Genomic DNA, 20,042 nt, shown 5'->3' on the forward strand with positions numbered 1-20,042 from the left:
CGACTGCAACGAGCCTCGGGGACAATCCCAAAAGAGCCCCGTGGAGAGAGGAGCGAGTGATGTTGAACTATGGAAAGCTGTTCTCGCTCCGGCGCACCCCGCAGTCGGAGCCCCTTCCCCGCACCGTGCCGAATGCGGCCGGCGGCCACGTCTTCGCGGTCAGCGACTGGGCGCGGCTCGACCGCTTCCTGATGCTGGGCTCGGAGGGCGGCTCCTACTACGCGGGCGAGCGGACTCTCTCCCGGGAGAACGCGGTCGCGGTGATGCGCTGCATTGCCGAGGACGGGGCACGGGCGGTCGCGACCATCGTCGCGATGAGCGAGGCGGGCCGGGCTCCGAAGCAAAATCCGGCGATCTTCGCGCTCGCGCTCGCGGCCTCCGCGGAGGCGGAAGGCACCCGCCGGCTGGCGCTGGCCGCCCTGCCCCGGGTCTGCCGCACCGGCACGCATCTGTTCCAGTTCGCGGGCGCCGTCGAGGCGATGCGCGGCTGGGGCCGGGCGCTCCGGCGCGCGGTCGGCGACTGGTACCGAGCGCGTCCGGTGGACGCGCTCGCCTACCAGGCGGTGAAGTACCGCGCCCGCCAGGGCTGGTCGCACCGCGACCTCCTGCGGCTGGCCCATCCGGAGACGGACGAGCCGGCCCGGAAGGCGCTGTTCGACTGGATCTGCCGCGGGACGCTGACCGAGGGGACCCCCGCCCTCGTCCACGCCTTCGCTTGCGTGCAGGCGGAGGGCGTCGACGGCGCCTTCGCGGCGGCGCAGGTGCGCACGCACGGTCTGCCCTGGGAGGCGCTGCCGACCGGGCTGATGACGAGCCGCGCGGTGAACGAGGCCCTGATCGAGCGCATGCCGGTCGGTGCCCTCGTGCGCCAGCTCGGCCGGCTCACCGCTTCGGGGGCGCTCGCCCCCTTCACCGCGGCGACCGCGCACGTGGTGTCCGTGCTGTCGGACCGGGAGCGCCTGCTGAAGGCGCGCCTGCACCCGATGGCGCTGCTGATCGCGCTCCAGACCTACGCGTCCGGGCGCGGCCAGCGCGGCCGGCTCTCCTGGGAGCCGGTCGGGGCCATCGTCGAGGCACTGAACGCGGCGTTCTACACCGCGTTCGGGAACGTCGAGCCCACGGGCCGGCGTCTCGTGCTGGCGCTGGACGTCTCGGGCTCGATGGGCTGCGGCGCGGTCGCGGGCTCCTCGCTGACGCCTCGCGAGGCGGCCGCCGCGATGGCGCTCGTCACCGCGGCGACGGAGGAGCACTGGCAGGTTCTCGGCTTCACCGCCGAGCCCGGCCAGCCCTGGAGCCAGGGGGCGGCGCTGACCGTGCTGCCGATCGGGCCGTCGATGCGGCTCGACCAGGCGGTGGCGGCGACCGACGGCCTGCCCTTCGGCGGGACGGACTGCTCGCTGCCGATGCGGTGGGCCCTGGAGCGGGGCGTCCGGGCCGACGCGTTCGTGGTCTACACGGACTCGGAGACCTGGGCCGGCCCGGTCCACCCGGTCGAGGCGCTGCGGGAATACCGGGAGAAGACCGGAATTCCGGCCAAGCTCGTGGTCGTGGGGCTCGTCTCCAACGGCTTCAGCATCGCCGACCCGGACGACGCGGGCATGCTCGACGTCGTCGGTTTCGACACGGCGGCGCCCGCGCTGATCGCGGACTTTTTGCGCGGCGGATGACGTGAGGGGCGGACGGCTCGGATGAGCCGCCCGCCCCACTCCCAAAATTCAAGAAGACGGAGCGGCACCATGACCGCGATCAACGGACGTGACCTCATCGCCTGGGGCTTCGAGCCCGGCGCGTGGTTCAAGCGGGCGGTCGCCATCGCCAACGGCATGCGCGCCGAGGGCGCGGACGACGCGGCGATCCTGGCGCACCTGCGCGACATCGAGCCCTCGGCGAACCCGATCCCGATGCGCACCAACGCGCTGGACTTCGGCGTCTTCCTCGACGCCGAGACGGAGGCCGAGCGGGCGAACGCGGCCGCTGTCATCCGCCACATGGACGCGCTCATGCGGGTGCCGACCATCGTGCGGGGTGCGGTGATGCCGGATGCCTGCCCGTCGGGCTTCGCGGAGGGGACGATCCCCGTCGGCGGCGCGGTCGCCTGCGCGGACGCGATCCATCCGGGCTTCCACTCGGCCGACATCTGCTGCTCGGTGGCGATCACCGTGTTTCGCCGGGCCGACGACCCAAAGCGCGTGCTCGACGCCGTGCAGGCGGTCACGCATTTCGGTCCGGGCGGCCGCAAGGGCGTGGTCGCGCCGCCGGACGCGGTGATGGCGGGGGTTGCGGGCAACCGCTTCCTCGCCGAGTTCGCGAACTTGGCGGTCGGCCATTTCGCGAGCCAGGGCGACGGCAACCACTTCGCCTATGTCGGGCATCTCGCCTCGACGGGGCAGGTGGCGCTCGTCACCCATCACGGCTCGCGGGGGCTCGGGGCCCAGCTCTACAAGAAGGGCATGGCGGTGGCGCGCCGGCACACGGCGATCGTCGCCCCGCGGATCCCGGCGCACAACGCCTGGATCAAGGCGGAATCCGATGACGGCCGGGCCTATTGGGAGGCGCTGCAGATCGTGCGGGACTGGACCAGGGCGAGCCACTTCGCGCTCCACGACCTCGTGGCGCGCACGATCGGCAACGCCGTCGCGGACCGGTTCTGGAACGAGCACAACTTCGTCTTCCGCCGCGAGGACGGGCTCTACTACCACGGCAAGGGGGCGACCCCGTCGTGGAAGGGGTTCTCGGCCGATGATGACGGGCGCACGCTGATCCCGCTCAACATGGCCGAGCCGATCCTGATCGCCCGTCACCGCGACCACGCGGCCTCGCTCGGCTTCGCCCCGCACGGGGCGGGCCGCAACATGAGCCGGACGGCTTATCTGCGGGAGCACGCGCCCGCCCTGCCCGAGGGCATCGACGTGCGCTTCTTCTGCGGGCGGCCGGACCTCTCGGAGCTGCCGGGCGCCTACAAGGACGCGGGCAGCGTACGTGCCCAGATCGCGAAGTACGATCTGGCCGAGGTCGTCGACACGGTGGAGCCCTACGGCTGCATCATGGCCGGCGATTGGGAGGCCGATGCGCCGTGGAAGCGCAAGGCGGCGGCGAAGCGCGCGGCGAAGGCCGCCGAAGCGGAAACGTAGTGACGGCGGCGCCGGGGCATGAGCCCGGCGCCGCCTTTTGCGACCTTCTCAGGAGGTGCCGGGCATGGAGGCCGGGTCGCGGGCAGCGTGCCGGTTGCCGAGAATCACCACTTCGTCCTCGGTCGCCTCGTAGAAGATCAGGTAGGGATAAGGTGTCGCCACGATCCGGCGCATGGGCCGAAGGCTGGTCGCGTGCCCGCTCAAGGGATGCAGCAAGAGCAGGCCGATCGCCGCCTGGATGCGACGCTGAACGCGGCGAGCGCCTTGGGGTGACAGGCTCGCGACGTATGTCAGAATCGCGTCAAGCTCGGCGGCGGCGTCCGGAGTGTAGCGCAGTCTCACAGGCCATGCTTCGCCCAGATCGCCCGCACCTGCTCGTCCGTCGCAAATTCGCGACGAGCGGCCTGAGCACGGGAACTGGCGAACGAGGCTTCCTCGTCCGGTGTGAGCGGAACGGACGGCTCCTCGTCGCCGGCGAGACTGAGAAGGACGCGAGCCATATCATCCTGCGTCTCGGGCGGGAGGGCGCGGACGCGTGCGATGGCTCTTTCCAGCAACTCGGTCATGCCTCCATTATGCACGACGTCGGATTGGAGAGAACCCGACCTGCTTGGCGCTTGCTCTTCAGAATAGGACCTGATCATTCGCAGGCCGTCGGCGGCCGCTGAGCGGCTCAGACCGCCACCGCCATCGCGGCCTGCTCCTCGACCCCGAACACCCGCTTGTAGCGCTCGACCTCCGCCGCCGGCCCCTGGGCCTTGCTCGGATTGTCGGAGATCTTCACCGTCGGGCGGCCTTCGGCCTCCGTCACCTTGCAGACGACCGAGATCGGATCGAGCCGCCCCTCCGGCACGAGGCCGCGAAAATCGTTGGTCAGCCGCGTGCCCCAGCCGTAGCCGATGCGCATGCGGCCGTGGAAATGGGCGTGGATGGCCTCGATGTCGTCGATGTCGAGCCCGTCGGAGAAGATCGCCAGCTTCTCCCGCGGGTCGCAGCCCCGCGATTCCCAGAAGGCCAGGGCTTCCTCGCCGCCCGCGATCGGTTCCTTCGAGTCGATGCGGATGCCGGTCCAGGCGGTGAGCCAGTCGGGGGCGCTCGCGAGGAAGCCGGTGGTGCCGTAGGTGTCGGGCAGGGCCACCAGCAGGTTGCCGGCATAATCCTGCTGCCAGTCGGCGAGCACCGCGTAGGGCGAGGCCGCCAGGGCCGCCTCGTCGTCGCCGGCGAGCGCGGCGTAGACCATCGGCAGCTCATGGGCATTGGTGCCCACCGCCTCGACCTCGCGGCGCATGGCGATCAGGCAGTTCGAGGTGCCGAGGAAGGCGCGCTGGCCGAGGCCCTCGTTCATCGCCTGGACGCACCAGTCCTGCCAGAGGAAGCCGTGGCGGCGGCGCGTGCCGAAATCGGCGATGGAGAGGTCGGGCAGGCGCTTCAGGCGCTCGATCTTCTCCCAGACCCGGGTCATGGCGCGGGCGTAGAGCACCTGCAGCTCGAACTTGCCGAGCCCCCGCAGCACGGCGCGGGAGCGCATCTCGTTGAGGATCGCGAGTGCGGGCACCTCCCACATCGTGGTCTCGACCCAGGGACCGTGGAAGGTCAGCGCCACCTGGCCGTCGCGCACCTCCAGCTCGTAGTCCGGCAGGCGGAACTCTTCGAGCCATGCCATGAACTCGGAGGAGAGGATCTGGCGGCGGCCGTAGAAGGTGTTGCCGCGCAGCCAGGTGGATTCGCCCCGGCTCAGGCGGATCGTGCGAGCGTGGTCGAGCTGCGCCCGCAATTCCCCGAGATCGATCTCGTCGGCCACCCGCACGCTCTTCGTGCGGTTCTGGATCGCGAAGGTGACGTTCAGCTCGCGGTGGCGGCGGAAGATCATCTGCGCCATCAGGAGCTTGTAGAAATCCGTATCGAGCAGCGAGCGCACGATCGGGTCGATGCGGAAATTGTGGTCGTAGACCCGCTTCGCGAGGTCGATCATGGGCCGTCCGTGTTCGGGGAGTGTCGCCCGAGCTTGGGGCGGATCGCCCCGGGGATCAACGCCGGCGGGCGCAGGGCCTCGTGACAAAAAAGGCGCCCCCGCCAGGGACGGGAGCGCCGGTCGTCGGGGAAGGGCACGCGGCCCAACTCGAAGGAATCAGGCGAGGTTGACCTTCTTGGTCTCGGTCTTGGGGCTCTCCCCGGTCAGCGAGGCCTTCACGTAGCCGTAGAGGTGGACCATCGTGGAAGACGGGCTGTCCCAGTACTCGCCCTGCTCGGGGTGGATGCGGATCAGGCCGACCTCGGGGTCGTCCTTACCGTTGGGGAACCACGTCTTGAGGCTCTCCTGCCACTTCTCGTCGATCAGCTTCTGGTCGCGGATCACCTCGGCCTTGCCGGCGATCGAGACGTAGGTCTGGCTCGACGGGTCCGAGTAGGAGAGGTTGACCTGGTTGTCGCGGCCGATCTCGGCGGTCTTCGGGCTGTGCAGCTTGGTGAAGAACCACACGTCGCCGTTCTCGTCGATCTCGTTGTTCCACATCGGCCGGCTGTTGAGCGTCCCGTCCTGATCGGCGGTGGTCAGCATCGCGACCTTGACGTCCTTGACCAGCTCGAAGAGCTTCTTCGCGCCCTCGTGGTCGCGATGGTTGCCCTGGTGCATGGATTACGTTCTCCGATTGTCGGCAATGGCGTGAGCCGGGCGGCCGAGGCCATGTCGGCATTCGGCGACCCGGCGATTGCCTCGACAACGAGCGAGGCCGGTCTTGGTTCAGGCCGCGATGCGGGAGCTGTTGACGGATGGAGCGGATGAGGGTTGCGCTGCTTGCAGTGCTGCTGATGGTCGGGCTCGGGCCGGCCTCGGCCGAGGTGCGCTTCGGCCCCGGCGTGCGCATCGGCGGCCATGATTTCTCGAACCGGCGCTACCGCAGCGTTCACGTCGAGCGGGTGAAGCGTCTGCGCGGCCCCGTCGGCTGCCGGCACGTGCGCCGCGGCGTCTACCGGCGCGGCGACGGCTCGGTCGTGCGCGGGCCGATGGAAGAGTGCAACCTGATCGCGATCCCGCCGGGACGGCGACCGGGGCGATAGGCTGCCGGCCCCGGCGTCGGGCGGCACCGTCCGCGAAGCCTGCGGGAGATTTTGCGCTCCCGTCGGGTCTGGCGTTCTCGGTCGTCTCGGTTACATGCAGGAAAACACCGAGCGATCCCGCGTGGAGTATCTCCCTTGGCCATCACCCGCGACGACGTGCTGAAGGCGCTCTCCACCGTCACGGTGGATCGCGGCGGCACCACCCTCCCCGGCTCCGGCCGGCTCTCGCAGGTGGTGATCGACGCGGGCAACCGGGTGATGTTCTCGATCCTCGTCGATCCGAGCGAGGCCGAGCGCTTCGAGCCGGTGCGGCGGGAGGCGGAGGGCCGCGTGCTGGCGCTCCCCGGCGTGTCGAGCGTGCTGGCGAGCCTGACCTCGGAGCGGGCGCCGAACGCTCCTCCCCCCGGCGCGGCCCCGCGCCCGTCCGCCGCTCCCGCGCCGCCGCGCCAGGGCAACGCGCTGCCGGGCGTGCGCCACATCGTGGCGGTGGCTTCCGGCAAGGGCGGCGTCGGCAAGTCGACCACCGCCTGCAACCTCGCCCTCGGTCTGAGCGCGCAGGGGCTGAAGGTCGGGTTGCTCGATGCCGACATCTACGGCCCGTCCGTGCCCAAGCTCCTCGGCCTCTCCGGCAAGCCGCGGGTGCTCGAGGGCAAGACCCTGGAGCCGCTGCAGGCCTACGGGCTGAAGGCCATGTCGATCGGGCTGCTGATCGAGCCGGAATCGGCGATGATCTGGCGCGGGCCGATGGTGCAGTCGGCCATCACCCAGATGCTGCGCGACGTGGCCTGGGGCGAACTCGACGTGCTCATCGTGGACATGCCTCCCGGCACCGGCGACGCGCAGCTCACCATGGCGCAGGCGACGCCGCTCTCGGGCGCCGTCATCGTCTCGACGCCGCAGGATCTGGCGCTGATCGATGCGCGGCGCGGCGTGACCATGTTCCGCAAGGTCTCGGTGCCGATCCTCGGCGTGATCGAGAACATGGCGACCTTCATCTGCCCGAATTGCGGGACCGCCTCGGCGATCTTCGGCCATGGCGGCGCCCGCCACGAAGCCGAGCGCCTGGAGGTGCCGTTCCTCGGCGAGATCCCGCTGACCATGGCGATCCGCGAGACCTCTGATGCGGGCCGCCCCGTGGTCGCCACCGATCCGGACGGGCCGCAGGCCAGGATCTACCGCGAGATCGCTCAGAAACTCTGGGCCAACCTCAGCGGCGCGCCCGCGGGCCGCGCGGCGCCCCGGATCGTCATCGAGTGACCGCGGCCCCGGTCTCCGGCTCGGGCATGGTGGGCCTGATCCTGGCCGGCGGCTTGTCGCGGCGGATGGGCGGGGGCGACAAGCCCATGAAGGTTCTGGCCGGACGCACCCTGCTGGAGCGGGTCGCCGAACGCTTGGCCCCGCAATGCCGGGGCGGCCTCGCGCTGAGCGCCAACGGTGACCCCGCCCGCTTCCGCGACGTGTTTTCCGGGGCCGTCCTGCCCGACACGATGCCCGATCATCCCGGGCCGCTGGCTGGCATCCTCGCCGGACTGGAGGCCGCCGCCACGCTGCCCGGCGTCACCCACGTCGCCAGCGTGCCCGGCGACGCACCGTTCCTGCCCGAGGACTTCGTGGCCCGGCTCGTCGCCGCCGCGCAAGCCGAGGATCGGCCGATCGCGCTGGCGGCCTCGGGTGAGCGGCGCCACTTCACCAGCGCGCTCTGGCCGGTGGCGCTGCGCGAGGATCTGCGCGGCTGGCTCGCTTCGGGCGAACGGCGCGTCGGCGGCTTCATCGAGCGGCACGGGGCGGCCGTCGCCTCCTGGCCGGTCGAGCCCGTCGATCCCTTCCTCAACCTCAACGCGCCGGAAGATCTGGCCGCGGCCGAGGCGCTGCTGGCGCGGCTTTCCTGACGCGGCGACAGCGCACCGCCGGCAGGGTCGCGGATGTTGTGCAAGCCCCTCGGAATTCATATTTAAGTAACTGAGACGACGGCCTTTGGTCGGCCACGGTCCATCCTGCCCCTACCCTCATCCTGAGGTGCCGAAGCGCGAGCGGAGGCCTCGACGGATCGTCCAGGGATCGCCCGCGAACGGGAGGATCCTTCGAGGCCCGCCTTCCGCGGGCACCTCAGGATGAGGGCGCGGGCGGGATCGGCCGCGGGACCGGGTCCGCGGTGTTTCCGATTCCGGTCGGAACGAGCAGTAGATCGAGAGAACGACGTTGGCAGACGACAAGGACCAACCCGGCGCCGGCACGCCCCCGCCCGCGACCGACATCAAGCCCGTCTCCATCACCGACGAGATGCGCCGCTCCTACCTCGATTACGCGATGAGTGTGATCGTGAGCCGCGCGCTGCCCGATGCGCGCGACGGCCTCAAGCCGGTGCACCGGCGCATCCTGTTCGCGGCCCACGAGAGCGGGCACCTGCCCGAGCGGCGCTACGTCAAGTCGGCCCGCATCGTCGGCGACGTGATCGGTAAGTACCATCCGCACGGCGACCAATCGATCTACGACGCCTTGGTCCGCATGGCGCAGGACTTCTCGATGCGCCTGATGCTCATCGACGGGCAGGGCAATTTCGGCTCGGTCGACGGCGATCCGGCCGCGGCCATGCGCTACACCGAATCGCGCCTGGCCAAGCCCGCCAGCGCGCTCCTCTCGGACATCGACAAGAACACCGTCGATTTCCAGGCCAACTACGACGGGGAGCACGAGGAGCCGACCGTCCTGCCGGCCCGCTTCCCGAACCTGCTGGTCAACGGTGCGGGCGGCATCGCGGTGGGCATGGCCACCAACATCCCGCCGCACAATCTCGGCGAGCTCATCGACGCCTGCATCGCCCTCATCGACGATGCGAGCCTGACCATCGAGGCGCTCAACGAGATCGTGCCCGGTCCCGACTTCCCGACCGGCGGCCTGATCCTCGGCCGGGCCGGCACGCGGCAGGCCTACACCACGGGCCGCGGCTCCATCATCATGCGGGCGAAGTCCCACGTGGAGGAGCTGCGCAAGGAGCGCGAGGCCCTGATCTTCACCGAGATCCCGTATCAGGTGAACAAGGCGACGCTGGTCGAGAAGATCGCCGAGCTGGTCAAGGAGAAGCGCGTCGAGGGCATCTCGGACCTGCGCGACGAATCCGACCGCGACGGCATGCGCATCGTGGTCGAGATCAAGCGCGACGCCATGGCCGACGTCGTCCTGAACCAGCTCTACCGCTACACGCCGCTGCAGACCTCGTTCGGCTGCAACATGGTGGCGCTGAACGGCGGCCGCCCCGAGTTGATGAACCTGAAGGACCTGCTGCTGGCCTTCAACGACTTCCGCGAGGAGGTCGTCTCCCGGCGCACCAAGTTCCTGCTCAACAAGGCGCGCGAGCGCGCCCACGTCCTGTGCGGTCTGGCCATCGCGGTCGCCAACATCGACGAGGTGATCCGCCTGATCCGCACCTCGCCGGACCCGAACACCGCCCGCGAGGCGCTGATGGCCCGCGACTGGCCGGCCCAGGACATCGCCCCGCTGATCGCGCTGGTGGACGACCCGCGCTACCGGGTGGCCGAGGACGGCACCTACCGGCTCTCGGAGATCCAGGCCCGCGCGATCCTCGACCTGCGCCTGCAGCGCCTCACGGCTCTCGGCCGTGACGAGGTCGGCGACGAGTTGAAGAAGCTCGCCGACGAGATTGCCGACTACCTCGACATCCTGCGCTCGCGCCTGCGCGTCCAGGCCATCGTCAAGGCGGAGCTGGCCGAGGTTCGCGAGCAATTCGCCACCCCGCGCCGGACCGAGATCATCGATTCCGACTTCAGCGTCGAGGATGAGGATCTGATCGCCCGCGAGGACATGGTCGTGACCGTGTCCCATGCCGGCTACGTCAAGCGCGTGCCGCTCTCGACCTACCGGGCGCAGAAGCGCGGCGGCAAGGGTCGCTCCGGCATGGCGACCCGCGACGAGGATTTCGTCACGCGGCTGTTCGTGGCCTCGACCCACACCCCGGTGCTGTTCTTCTCCGACCAGGGTCAGGCCTACAAGGAGAAGGTCTGGCGCCTGCCCATCGCCGCCCCGAACGCCCGCGGCAAGGCCCTCGTCAACATCCTGCACCTGCAGAACGAGGGCGAGCGCATCTCGACCATCATGCCGCTGCCCGAGGACGAGACCTCCTGGGATACGCTCGACGTGATGTTCGCCACCGCCTCCGGCAACGTCCGTCGCAACAAGCTGTCGGACTTCACGGTCGTGAACCGCAACGGCAAGATCGCGATGAAGCTCGATCCGGGCGACCACATCGTCCATGTCGAGATCTGCCGGCCGGAGCAGAACGTGCTGCTCACCACCGCGCTCGGCCAGTGCATCCGCTTCCCCGTCGAGGACGTGCGCGTCTTCAAGGGCCGCGACTCGACCGGCGTGCGCGGGATCAACCTCGCCAAGGACGACAAAGTCATCTCGATGGCGATCCTCAACGCCTTCGACGCGAGCCCCGAGGAGCGGGCCGGCTACCTCAAGATGCGCCGGGCCGTGATCGGCGACGCGGGCGAGGCGGAGGCGGAGCCGGCCGAGGCCGAGGAGGCTTCGGAGGCCACGGCGATCTCGCTGGAGCGCTACAACGAGATGGGGGCCGCGGAGCAGTTCGTGCTGACCCTGTCCGAGCGGGGCTTCGGCAAGCGCTCTTCGTCCTACGAGTACCGGACCTCGGGCCGGGGCGGCAAAGGCATCACCGCGATGCGGGTCAACGCCCGCAACGGCAACCTCGTCGCCTCCTTCCCCGTGGAGGCGTCCGACCAGATCATGCTGGTCACCAATGCCGGCCAGCTCATCCGCGTGCCGGTGGACGACATCCGCATCGTCGGCCGCGCCTCGCAGGGCGTGACGGTGTTCAACACCGACAAGGCCGAGAAGGTGGTCTCGGTCGAGCACATCGAGGGTGAGGACGAGAACGGCGAGGAAGAGGCCGTCTGAGCGGCGGTCTCGTGAGGGAGCGCGTTCGTTTCCCTCACGCTCCGTCATCCCGGGGCCGCGACGCGGAACCCGGGATCCACCCGCGATGCGCGGCCCAGGCATGGTGTCGGGTCCAATCGTGGATGCCGGGTTCGCCTACGGCGACCCGGATTGAGGGTCGTTTGATCTGCGCCGTCGATCGCCTCGCCCTGTGATCTCGATCGCCGCACGTCGCGGGTCGCTTCCGGGTTCCGTTGCGCGGCCCCGGGATGACGGAGCGTGAAGAGCCGGTCGGGTTCCGTTCGGCCCCAAAATGCTCTACGCCCCTCCCCGTGACGACCCGTACAGCGCTCTACGCCGGCTCCTTCGATCCGGTCACCAACGGCCATCTCGACGTGGTGCGGCAGGCCTGCCGGCTCGTGCCGCGGCTGGTGCTGGCCATCGGCGTGCATCCGGGCAAGGCCCCGCTGTTCACGGCGGACGAGCGCGCCGAACTGCTTCGCGAGACCTGTGGGCCGCTCGCGGCTGCCGAGGGCGCGAGCCTGGAGGTCATCCCCTTCGACGACCTCGCCGTCTCCGCCGCCCGGCGCTGCGGGGCGCGCCTGTTCATCCGGGGCCTGCGCGACGGCACCGATCTCGACTACGAGATGCAATTGGCCGGCATGAACGGCGCGATGGCCCCCGAGGTCCAGACCGTGTTCCTGCCCGCCTCCACGGGCGTGCGGCCGATCACCGCCACCCTGGTCCGCCAGATCGCGGCCATGGGCGGCGACGTCTCGCCCTTCGTGCCCCCGGTCGTCGCCGCGCGGCTCGCCGCCCGCTTCGCCAAACCCTCCGACCCCAACGCTGGAGCCTAACCCCGCATGAACCGCCGCCACGCCGTCCTCGGCCTCGCTCTCGGTGCCGTCTTCTCGGCCGCCCTCTCGCTGCCCGCGCTGGCGGGCGAGAACACCGTCATTCTCGAGACCAAGGACGGGCGCGTCACCATCGAGCTGCGCCCGGAGATCGCGCCCAAGCACGTCAAGCAGATCAAGACGCTGGTCTCACAGGGCTTCTACGACGGCCTGAAGTTCCACCGCGTCATCGACGGCTTCATGGTCCAGACCGGCGACCCGAAGGGCAACGGCACGGGCGGCTCCAGCCTGCCCAACATCCCCGCCGAGTTCTCCTCGGCCCCGTTCAAGCGCGGCACCGTCGGCATGGCCCGCTCGGGCAGCCCGAACTCGGCCAATTCGCAGTTCTTCATCTGCATCGGCGACGCGGAGTTCCTGAACAACAACTACACCGTGGTCGGCGTGGTCACCTCGGGCATGGACGTGGTCGACAAGATCAAGAAGGGCTCCAAGAGCGACAACGGCTCGGTGCAGAACCCCGACAAGATCGTGAAGATGTCGCTCGGCCAATGACGCGTCCGGGAGAGGACCGATAGCCGGGCGCTCCCCCCTTCGCCGCGGGGCCCTCGCCCTCGCGGCGCTTCCCGCCCTGCTCTGGCCGGGCGGGGCGGATGCGTTCGAGGGCATTGAACCCTGGCGCACCCTCCCCCAGACCTTGCGGGGCACGCAGCGGGTGCCGCTGCCCGCGGGCGGGACGGCGGCGCCGGCCGACACCCTGCGGGCGCTCTACCCGGCGCTCGCCGCCTGCTGGAAGGTGCCCGAGGGCCTCGGCCGGTTCGAGCGGGCGGAGATCACGGCGCGCCTCTCGCTGCGCCGGGACGGCTCGGTGATCGGCACGCCGCGGATCACCTTCGCCCAGGCGCCCGGCGACGAGCGGGTGCGGGAGATCCTGGTGCGGGCGACGCTCGACGCGATCGCCCGCTGCACCCCGGTCCGGCTCAAGCCGGGCCTCGGCGGAGCCATTGCGGGGCGCCCCCTGGCGCTGCGCTTCATCTACGACGGACCCAGAGGACAGGGAATTTAAGCCATGGCAGAGACCAACGAGACCATCGTCCTGGAGACCACCAAGGGCCGCGTCGTCATCGCGCTGCGTCCCGACCTCGCGCCCAACCACGTCGAGCGCATCAAGACCCTGGCCAACCAGGGCTTCTACGACGGCGTGCCGTTCCACCGGGTCATCGACGGCTTCATGGCCCAGACCGGCGACCCGACCGGCACCGGCTCGGGCGGTTCGGACCTGCCGGATCTCAACGCCGAGTTCAACGCCGAGCCGCACGTGCGCGGCACCTGCTCCATGGCGCGCACCAATTTCCCGCACTCGGCCAACTCGCAGTTCTTCATCTGCTTTTCCGATGCCCGCTTCCTCGACCGCCAGTACACGGTGTGGGGCAAGGTGATCGAGGGCATGGAAGTGGTCGACACGATCAAGCGCGGCGAGCCCGTGCGCGAGCCCGATCGGATCGTGAAGGCGACCGTCGCCGCGGCGTAAGACCGGCCCCCGGAAGCCGACCCTCCGTCGGTTTCCGGGGACTTTGAAGTGCAGATTCAAAGTAGCTGAGCCTTGCCGGAGGCCGCTCAGGCCGGAAGCAACCATCGGCTCACCGCCCGGAAGCGGGCGTCCATCCCGTGATCCGCGCGGCCTGCCAGTCACCCCTGCGGCACAGCGCGAGCAGATCGCGAAGCCGATGCGATCAACCGGACACCGTATAGGGCCGCGATAACCCCGCTCCCGCCTCCCAGAGGAGGGACACGAGCCGCCGCGGCTCAACCCTCCGGCGGCTCCTTGAGCCCCGCGGCCTCTTCGAGCCAAGTCAGGATTTCCGGCGCCCGCCAGGGTTTGGGCATGAAGGTCGCGGTGACGCGCAGGTCGCTCGGCTGATCGCCCGCATCGCCCGAGGTCAGCAGCAGGCGGATGCGCGGCCAGGTCACGCCGATGATCCGGGCGAGTTCGAAGCCGCCGATCGTGCCCGGCGTGCGCACGTCGGAAAACACCACGTCGATCCCGTCGCCCCGCTCATGCAGGATGTCGAGGGCACGCTCGGCGGTCTCGGCCTCGATCACCTCGAAGCCCTTCTCCTCCAGCAGCTCGGCCGCGAGGAAGCGCTCGTCGGGCTCGTCCTCGACGACGAGGATGACGGGCTTGCGGCCCGTGGGTCGTGTGTCGCTCATGACCCGTCACTCATGACCCGCCGCCTATGGCCCCGGTACCTCCGAACCCGCGAGGACGACGCGGACGGGAGCTCCCGCGCGACATCCTCCGGCACAGTCCCCGGCAGAAGATACGATAGAACGGTGGGGCCGAACGTCTGTCGTTCAACGGCAACAGCGGGCAGTTTTGTTGCATTGCCGTCCTGAGCGCATGCGCTTTCGACGGGGATAGACGGCCCGCACCCGCCCTCCGTGCAGGGCTCAACCAGCAATTCCCATCGACTCACCAGTCAAGTGAAGGCGCGGAATAAAATCCGCATTTTCAACAGGGATCGCAACGAAGGAGCGGTTGACGGGTTACGGCTCAGGTGTGTTCTCTGTTTGTTCTGAACAACGCTTCCCTGAACCCCTCTGAACCCTCGCCCATGCCCCCTCCCCGCTCCTCCGACGCGCCGACGCTGGCCGAGCTTCGCCGGCTGACGGACCGCGCCGGGGGCGGCCGCGAGGCGCCTGATCCCCGCGCCCTGCCCTTCGGCGTTTCGGGGCTCGACGCGGCCCTGCCCGGGGGCGGGCTGGCGCTCGGGGCGCTCCACCAGATCCACGAGAGCGGTCCGCGCGGGCGCTACGCCGCCGCCGCGGTGCTGTTCGCCGGCGGCATCCTCGCCCGGCTCGACGGGCCTGTGCTGTGGTGCCTGCACAGCCGCGACCTGTTCGCGCCCGCGCTGGCCCGGGTCGGGCTGCATCCCGACCGGGTGGTCTATTGCGAGACCTGGCGCGACGCGGAGGTGCTGCCGGCCATGGAGGAGGGCCTGCGCCATCGCGGGCTCGCCGGCGTCGTCGGCGAACTCACCCGCATGGCGCTCACGCCCTCGCGCCGGCTCCAACTCGCGGCGGAGGGCTCGGGCGTCACCGCGCTGGTGGTGCACCGCCTCTGCGCGGGCGAGGCGGCCGAGCCGGAGCCCTCCGCCGCGCGAACCCGATGGCGGGTGGCGCCCGCTCCCTCGGAGGGAACGAACCGTCGAATGGGCCGGCCTCGCTGGCGGCTCGACTTGCAGCGCTGCCGCGGTGGGGCGCCGGGAGCTTGGATCGTGGAGGCTTGCGATGCGCAGGGTCGTCTCGCTGTACCTGCCGTCCTGGCCGACCGACCGGCTGCGCCGGAGCGGGTCCAGCGCCGCGCCGCCGGATGAGCCTCTCGCCACCGTGGCGCAGGACGGTGCCCGGCGCGGGCTCGCCGGCGTGGACGCCGCCGCCCGCCGCCTCGGCCTGCATCCGGGCATGAGCGCGGCCCACGCCGGGGCTCTGGTTCCCGGGCTGCACCTCGTCCCCGCCGACGAGGCCGCCGATGCGGCGGCCCTGGCGCGGCTCGGCCTGTGGTGCCAGCGCTACGCGCCGATCGTCGCCCTCGACCCGCCCGACGGCCTGATGATCGACATCACCGGCGCCGCCCATCTCCACGGCGGCGAGGCGCCCCTGCTCGCCGACCTGTCCGCTCGCCTGGAGCGGTCGGGGATCCTGGCGCGGCTGGCGATCGCCGACGCGCCGGGCTGCGCCTGGGGGGTGGCCCGCTTCGGCGAGGGCGGGATCGTGCCCCGGGGCGGGGCGGGGCAAGCGACCACGGGGCTGCCGGTGGCGGCCCTGCGGCTCGGTTTCGAGGCGGTGCGGGCGTTGCAGGACGTCGGCATCACCCGCGTGGGCCACCTCCTCGACAAGCCTCGGGCGTCGTTGCGACTGCGCTTCGGCGCCGAATTGCTGTTCCGCCTCGACCGGGCGCTGGGCCGCGAGCCGGAGCCGCTGACGGCGCTCGCCGCGCCGGAGACGCCGCGCGTGGCCCTGCGCTTCGCCGAGCCGGTCGGCGCCCGCGAGAGCCTGGAGCGAATCGTGGCCGACCTCTGCGCCCGGCTCGTGCCGGACCTGGAGCGGCGCGGCCTCGGGGCACGACGCCTCGACCTCGTCTTCGCCCGCGTCGATCGTCTCGACCAGGCGATCCGGATCGGCACGGCGGGGCCGAGCCGCGACGCCGCCCACCTTGCCCGGCTGCTCGGCGAGCGCCTTCCGCTTGTCGATCCCGGCTTCGGCATCGAGGAGGCTGTGCTCTCCGCCTCGCGGGTCGAACCCCTGGCCGAGCGGCAGGACACGCATCTCGCCGCCGGCCCGCAGGCGCCCGACCTCGCCGCCCTGGTCGATACCCTGCTGGTGCGCCTCGGCGCCGCCCGCGTCTACCGGCTGGCACCCGTGGAGAGCGACCTGCCCGAGCGGGCGGTGCGCCGCGTGCCGGCGCTCGCCGCCCCCCTCGGCGCGGTCTGGCCCACCGATCTGCCGCGCCCGGCCCGCCTCCTGGCGCCCCCCGAGCCGGTTACGGCGATGGCCGAGATCCCCGACGCGCCGCCGCTCTTCTTTGTCTGGCGCAACACCCGCCACCTTATCGCCCGGGCCGACGGGCCGGAGCGCATCCTCGGCGAGTGGTGGGTGGCGGATGCGGAGGCCGACCTGACGCGCGACTATTACCGGGTCGAGACGGAGGCGGGCGAGCGCTTCTGGCTGTTCCGCGACGGACCGATGCAGGCCAACGGCCGCTGGTGGCTGCACGGGCTCGGCGAGGCGTGAGCACGCCGGAGCTTCAGGTCACGACCCACTTCTCCTTCCTGCGCGGCGCCTCGAGCCCGGAGGAGCTTTTTTCCGCAGCAAGCCTGCTCGGCATCCCGGCGCTCGGGGTCACCGATCACGGCTCGCTCGCGGGGATGGTGCGGGCGCATCAAGCGGCGAAGGTCACGGGCGTGCGCCTCGTCGTCGGCTGCCGGCTCGACCTCGACGATCTGTCTTCGCCGCTGCTCGTCTATCCGACCGACCGGGCCGCCTACGGCCGGCTCTGCCGCCTGCTCAGCCTGGGCAAGGCCCGCGGCGGCAAGGGCCGCTGCCGCCTGACCTGGCGCGAGCTCGAAGCGTGGCAGGAGGGGTTTTTTGCGATCCTGCTCGCCGAACGGCCGGAGCCGACGCTGCCGGGCGACCTCGTCCAACTCAAAAAAACATTTGGCGCCCGCGCGTCCTGCGCGCTGACCCGCCGCTTCCGGCCCGACGACGCGGACCGGCTCGACGCCTTGGCCGCCGCCGCCCGCGCCGCGCGGGTGCCGTGCGTCGCCACGGGCGACATCCTCTACCACGTGGCGGGGCGCCGCCGCCTGCAGGACGTGGTGACCTGCATCCGGCTCGGGCTCACCATCGACCGGGCGGGCTTTGCCAAGGAGCGTCACGCCGACCGCTTCCTCAAACCCCCTGAGGAGACCGCGCGCCTGTTCGCGCGCTTTCCCGAGGCGCTGGCGCGGGCGGGCGAGATCGCGGCGGCCTGCCGCTTCTCGCTGGACGACCTCGCCTACACCTACCCGACGGAAGCCCGCGAGGACGGGCTCTCACCGCAGGAGCGACTGGACGTCCTGACCTGGGCCGGCGCGAAACGGCGCTATCCGGCCGGCGTGCCGGAGGATGTCACGCGGCAGTTGCGCCACGAACTCGACCTGATCGGGCGGCTGGCCTACGCCCCCTACTTCCTCACGGTCGAATCCATCGTCGCCTTCGCCAATCGCGAAAAGATCCTGTGCCAGGGGCGCGGCTCGGCGGCCAATTCCGCGGTCTGCTTCTGTCTCGGCATCACCTCGATCGATCCGACGCGGCAGAACCTGCTGTTCGAGCGCTTCGTCTCGGAGGCGCGCCGCGAGCCGCCCGACATCGACGTCGATTTCGAGCACGAGCGCCGCGAAGAGGTGATCCAGTGGATCTTTCAGACCTACGGCCGCCACCGCTCGGCGCTCACCGCCATCGTCAGCCGCTTCCGCTCGCGGGGCGCCCTGCGCGAGGTCGGCAAGGTGATGGGCCTGCCCGAGGACGTGACCGGCGCCCTCAACCGCATGACCTGGTCCTGGAGCAGCGAGGGCGTCGGCGAGCGCGAATTGCGCGAACTCAACCTCAACCCCGACGACCGGCGCCTGCGCCTGACGCTGGAGATCGCCCGTGAGCTGATCGGCACGCCGCGCCACCTCTCCCAGCATCCCGGCGGCTTCGTCTTGACGCTGGACCGGCTCGACGAGCTGGTGCCGGTGGAGCCCGCGGCCATGGCCGACCGTCAGGTCATCGAGTGGGACAAGGACGACATCGACGCCCTCAAGTTCATGAAGGTCGACGTCCTGGGGCTCGGCATGCTGGGCTGCCTGCGCCGCGCCTTCGACCTATTGGCCGAGGTCAAGAACGACCCGCACGACCTCGCCTCGATCCCGCCGGATGACGGACCGACCTACGCGATGATCCGGCGCGCCGACACCCTCGGCGTGTTCCAGATCGAGAGCCGCGCGCAGATGGCGATGCTGCCGCGGATGAAGCCGGACAAGTTCTACGACCTCGTCATCGAGGTGGCGATCGTGCGCCCCGGTCCGATCCAGGGCGACATGGTCCACCCCTATCTGCGCCGCCGGGAAAAGCTCGAGGAGGTGACCTACCCGACGCCCGAGCTGAAGAAGGTGCTGGAGAAGACGCTGGGCGTGCCGCTGTTCCAGGAGCAGGCGATGCAGGTGGCGATGGTCGGCGCCGGCTTCTCGGCTACGGAGGCCGACGAGCTGCGCCGCTCCATGGCGACCTTCAAGTTCACCGGCGGCGTCCACCGCTTCCAGAGCCGCCTCGTCGAAGGCATGGTCGCGAATGGTTACGCCCGCGACTTCGCCGAGCGCACCTTCAAGCAGCTCGAAGGTTTCGGGTCCTACGGCTTCCCCGAGAGCCACGCCGCTTCCTTCGCGCTCCTGGCCTACGCCTCGTCGTGGATGAAGTGCCACCACCCGGATGTGTTCTGCGCCGCGTTGCTGAACGCGCAGCCGATGGGTTTCTACGCGCCCGCGCAGATCGTGCGCGACGCCCGCGCCCACGGCGTCGAGATCCGCCCGCTCGACGTGAATTGTTCGCAGTGGGACTGCACCCTCGAATCGCTCGGGGACAAACGGAAACTGTTCGCGGTGCGCCTGGGCCTGCGCCTCGCCGGCGGCCTGGCCGAACGGGACGGGCGGCATCTGGCGAAGATGCGAGGAGGGCGCCCCTTCGCCTCCCTGCCCGAACTGGCGGACCGGGCCGGCATCCCGGTGGCCGGCCTGACCTGCCTCGTGCGGGCCGACGCGTTCCGCTCGCTCGGCCTCAACCGGCGCGAGGCCGCCTGGGCGGTCAAGGCCCTGCGGCCCGAGCCCCTGCCGCTCTTCGCCGCCCTGTCCGCACCGATGCAGGCCGAGCCGGCGCAGGCCGCCGAGCCCGCCGTATCGCTGCCGGCGATGAGCGCGGGCGGCGAGGTCGTCGCCGATTATCGCGCCAAGGGGCTCAGCCTGCGCGCCCACCCCCTCGCCTTCCTGCGCGGGACGCTGGCGGGGCTGGGCGCGCGGCCCTGCGCGGCGCTGGAGCGGGCCGGCAACGGGGCGGGGATCGTGGTGGCCGGGATCGTGCTGATGCGCCAGCGGCCCGGCTCGGCCAAGGGCACGATGTTCATGACCCTCGAGGACGAGACCGGCATCGCCAACCTGATCGTCCGGCCCGAGCTGTTCGAGCGCCAGCGCCGGGTCGTGCTCGGTGCCCGGCTGATGGCCTGCCGCGGACGGGTGCAGCGGGTGGGCGAGGTGATCCACCTCGTGGCGCAAGAGCTGTTCGACCGCTCCGGCCTGCTGCGGCGGATCGGCGAGGAGGAGGACGGCCTCGTCCTGCGCACCGGGCGCGGCGACGAGACCGGCCAGAGCGTCCGGCCCGATCCCCGCGGGGGGACGCTGCCGGTGCGGGCGCGGAATTTCCGCTGAGGAATCGGTCCGAACCCTTCGCGCCGCTCTCGGGTTTGCCCCGGAGCCGCCGAGGGGGCGCGGATCGGCCGAGCGCGTCTCCGGACTCGTGC

At 70.9% G+C, this 20,042-nt stretch carries 18 protein-coding genes; 13 read left to right on the forward strand and 5 right to left on the reverse strand.

Annotated features, from left to right (window positions below):
• Positions 1-59: 59 nt before the first annotated feature.
• Both BY998_RS08160 and BY998_RS08165 read left to right on the forward strand, forming a co-directional pair.
• On the forward strand, positions 60-1,667 hold the full coding sequence (locus tag BY998_RS08160; protein WP_110351140.1) for a TROVE domain-containing protein: 1,608 nt from the start codon (positions 60-62) through the stop codon (positions 1,665-1,667).
• A gap of 69 nt (positions 1,668-1,736) precedes the next feature.
• Entirely contained in the window at positions 1,737-3,131 is a 1,395-nt protein-coding gene (locus BY998_RS08165; RefSeq protein WP_110351141.1) for an RtcB family protein, read from the forward strand.
• Positions 3,132-3,179: 48 nt separating this feature from the next.
• Here the strand turns inward: BY998_RS08165 and BY998_RS08170 are convergent, their stop codons facing one another.
• From BY998_RS08170 to BY998_RS08185, 4 genes are all read right to left on the reverse strand, one after another.
• Positions 3,180-3,473, reverse strand: coding sequence for a type II toxin-antitoxin system RelE/ParE family toxin (locus tag BY998_RS08170; RefSeq protein WP_110351142.1), 294 nt, complete (start codon positions 3,471-3,473; stop codon positions 3,180-3,182).
• The gene (locus tag BY998_RS08175; protein WP_110351143.1) at positions 3,470-3,697 is read right to left on the reverse strand and encodes a hypothetical protein; all 228 of its coding nucleotides are present in this window, start codon (positions 3,695-3,697) and stop codon (positions 3,470-3,472) included. Before BY998_RS08175 ends, BY998_RS08170 begins: the two co-directional genes overlap by 4 nt.
• Positions 3,698-3,804: 107 nt before the next feature.
• Entirely contained in the window at positions 3,805-5,103 is a 1,299-nt protein-coding gene (locus tag BY998_RS08180) for a nicotinate phosphoribosyltransferase (protein WP_110351144.1), read from the reverse strand.
• A 156-nt stretch (positions 5,104-5,259) separates the two neighbouring features.
• Entirely contained in the window at positions 5,260-5,763 is a 504-nt protein-coding gene (locus BY998_RS08185; RefSeq protein ID WP_110351145.1) for a pyridoxamine 5'-phosphate oxidase family protein, read from the reverse strand.
• Between the two features lie 146 nt (positions 5,764-5,909).
• Here BY998_RS08185 and BY998_RS08190 point away from each other — a divergent pair, with 146 nt between their 5' ends.
• The 8 genes from BY998_RS08190 (at position 5,910) to BY998_RS08225 (ending at position 13,481) form a co-directional block, all read left to right on the forward strand.
• Positions 5,910-6,188 carry a hypothetical protein gene (locus BY998_RS08190; protein WP_110351263.1) on the forward strand — a complete coding sequence of 93 codons (279 nt, stop codon included), beginning with the start codon at positions 5,910-5,912 and terminating at the stop codon, positions 6,186-6,188.
• Positions 6,189-6,323: 135 nt separating this feature from the next.
• On the forward strand, positions 6,324-7,445 hold the full coding sequence (locus tag BY998_RS08195) for an Mrp/NBP35 family ATP-binding protein (protein ID WP_110351146.1): 1,122 nt from the start codon (positions 6,324-6,326) through the stop codon (positions 7,443-7,445).
• A 26-nt stretch (positions 7,446-7,471) separates the two neighbouring features.
• On the forward strand, positions 7,472-8,077 hold the full coding sequence (mobA, locus tag BY998_RS08200) for a molybdenum cofactor guanylyltransferase MobA (protein ID WP_181425464.1): 606 nt from the start codon (positions 7,472-7,474) through the stop codon (positions 8,075-8,077).
• A 310-nt stretch (positions 8,078-8,387) separates the two neighbouring features.
• Entirely contained in the window at positions 8,388-11,120 is a 2,733-nt protein-coding gene (gene gyrA, locus BY998_RS08205) for a DNA gyrase subunit A (protein ID WP_110351147.1), read from the forward strand.
• Between the two features lie 311 nt (positions 11,121-11,431).
• Positions 11,432-11,956, forward strand: a complete 525-nt coding sequence (coaD, locus tag BY998_RS08210) for a pantetheine-phosphate adenylyltransferase (protein ID WP_110351148.1) — start codon at positions 11,432-11,434, stop codon at positions 11,954-11,956.
• A 6-nt stretch (positions 11,957-11,962) separates the two neighbouring features.
• Positions 11,963-12,505: a peptidylprolyl isomerase gene (locus BY998_RS08215; protein ID WP_110351149.1), complete on the forward strand. Its 543-nt coding sequence runs from the start codon at positions 11,963-11,965 to the stop codon at positions 12,503-12,505.
• A gap of 76 nt (positions 12,506-12,581) precedes the next feature.
• Positions 12,582-13,016 (forward strand): hypothetical protein, encoded by a 435-nt coding sequence (locus tag BY998_RS08220; protein ID WP_110351150.1) that lies wholly within the window; start codon positions 12,582-12,584, stop codon positions 13,014-13,016.
• A gap of 3 nt (positions 13,017-13,019) precedes the next feature.
• Positions 13,020-13,481 carry a peptidylprolyl isomerase gene (locus BY998_RS08225; RefSeq protein WP_110351151.1) on the forward strand — a complete coding sequence of 154 codons (462 nt, stop codon included), beginning with the start codon at positions 13,020-13,022 and terminating at the stop codon, positions 13,479-13,481.
• A 275-nt stretch (positions 13,482-13,756) separates the two neighbouring features.
• Here BY998_RS08225 and BY998_RS08230 read toward each other — a convergent pair whose 3' ends face one another.
• Positions 13,757-14,161 (reverse strand): response regulator, encoded by a 405-nt coding sequence (locus BY998_RS08230; protein ID WP_110351152.1) that lies wholly within the window; start codon positions 14,159-14,161, stop codon positions 13,757-13,759.
• A gap of 404 nt (positions 14,162-14,565) precedes the next feature.
• Here BY998_RS08230 and BY998_RS08235 point away from each other — a divergent pair, with 404 nt between their 5' ends.
• Genes BY998_RS08235 through BY998_RS08245 form a run of 3 tightly spaced genes read left to right on the forward strand, consistent with a single transcriptional unit; the run spans position 14,566 to position 19,950 of the window.
• Positions 14,566-15,327, forward strand: coding sequence for a damage-inducible mutagenesis protein (locus BY998_RS08235; RefSeq protein WP_110351153.1), 762 nt, complete (start codon positions 14,566-14,568; stop codon positions 15,325-15,327).
• Positions 15,242-16,744 carry a DUF6504 family protein gene (locus BY998_RS08240; RefSeq protein ID WP_181425459.1) on the forward strand — a complete coding sequence of 501 codons (1,503 nt, stop codon included), beginning with the start codon at positions 15,242-15,244 and terminating at the stop codon, positions 16,742-16,744. Before BY998_RS08235 ends, BY998_RS08240 begins: the two co-directional genes overlap by 86 nt.
• Positions 16,741-19,950, forward strand: coding sequence for an error-prone DNA polymerase (locus BY998_RS08245; protein ID WP_110351154.1), 3,210 nt, complete (start codon positions 16,741-16,743; stop codon positions 19,948-19,950). Before BY998_RS08240 ends, BY998_RS08245 begins: the two co-directional genes overlap by 4 nt.
• The last annotated feature ends 92 nt before the right edge of the window (positions 19,951-20,042 follow it).

The organism is Methylobacterium sp. B4 (assembly GCF_003201865.1).
GTDB lineage: Bacteria > Pseudomonadota > Alphaproteobacteria > Rhizobiales > Beijerinckiaceae > Methylobacterium.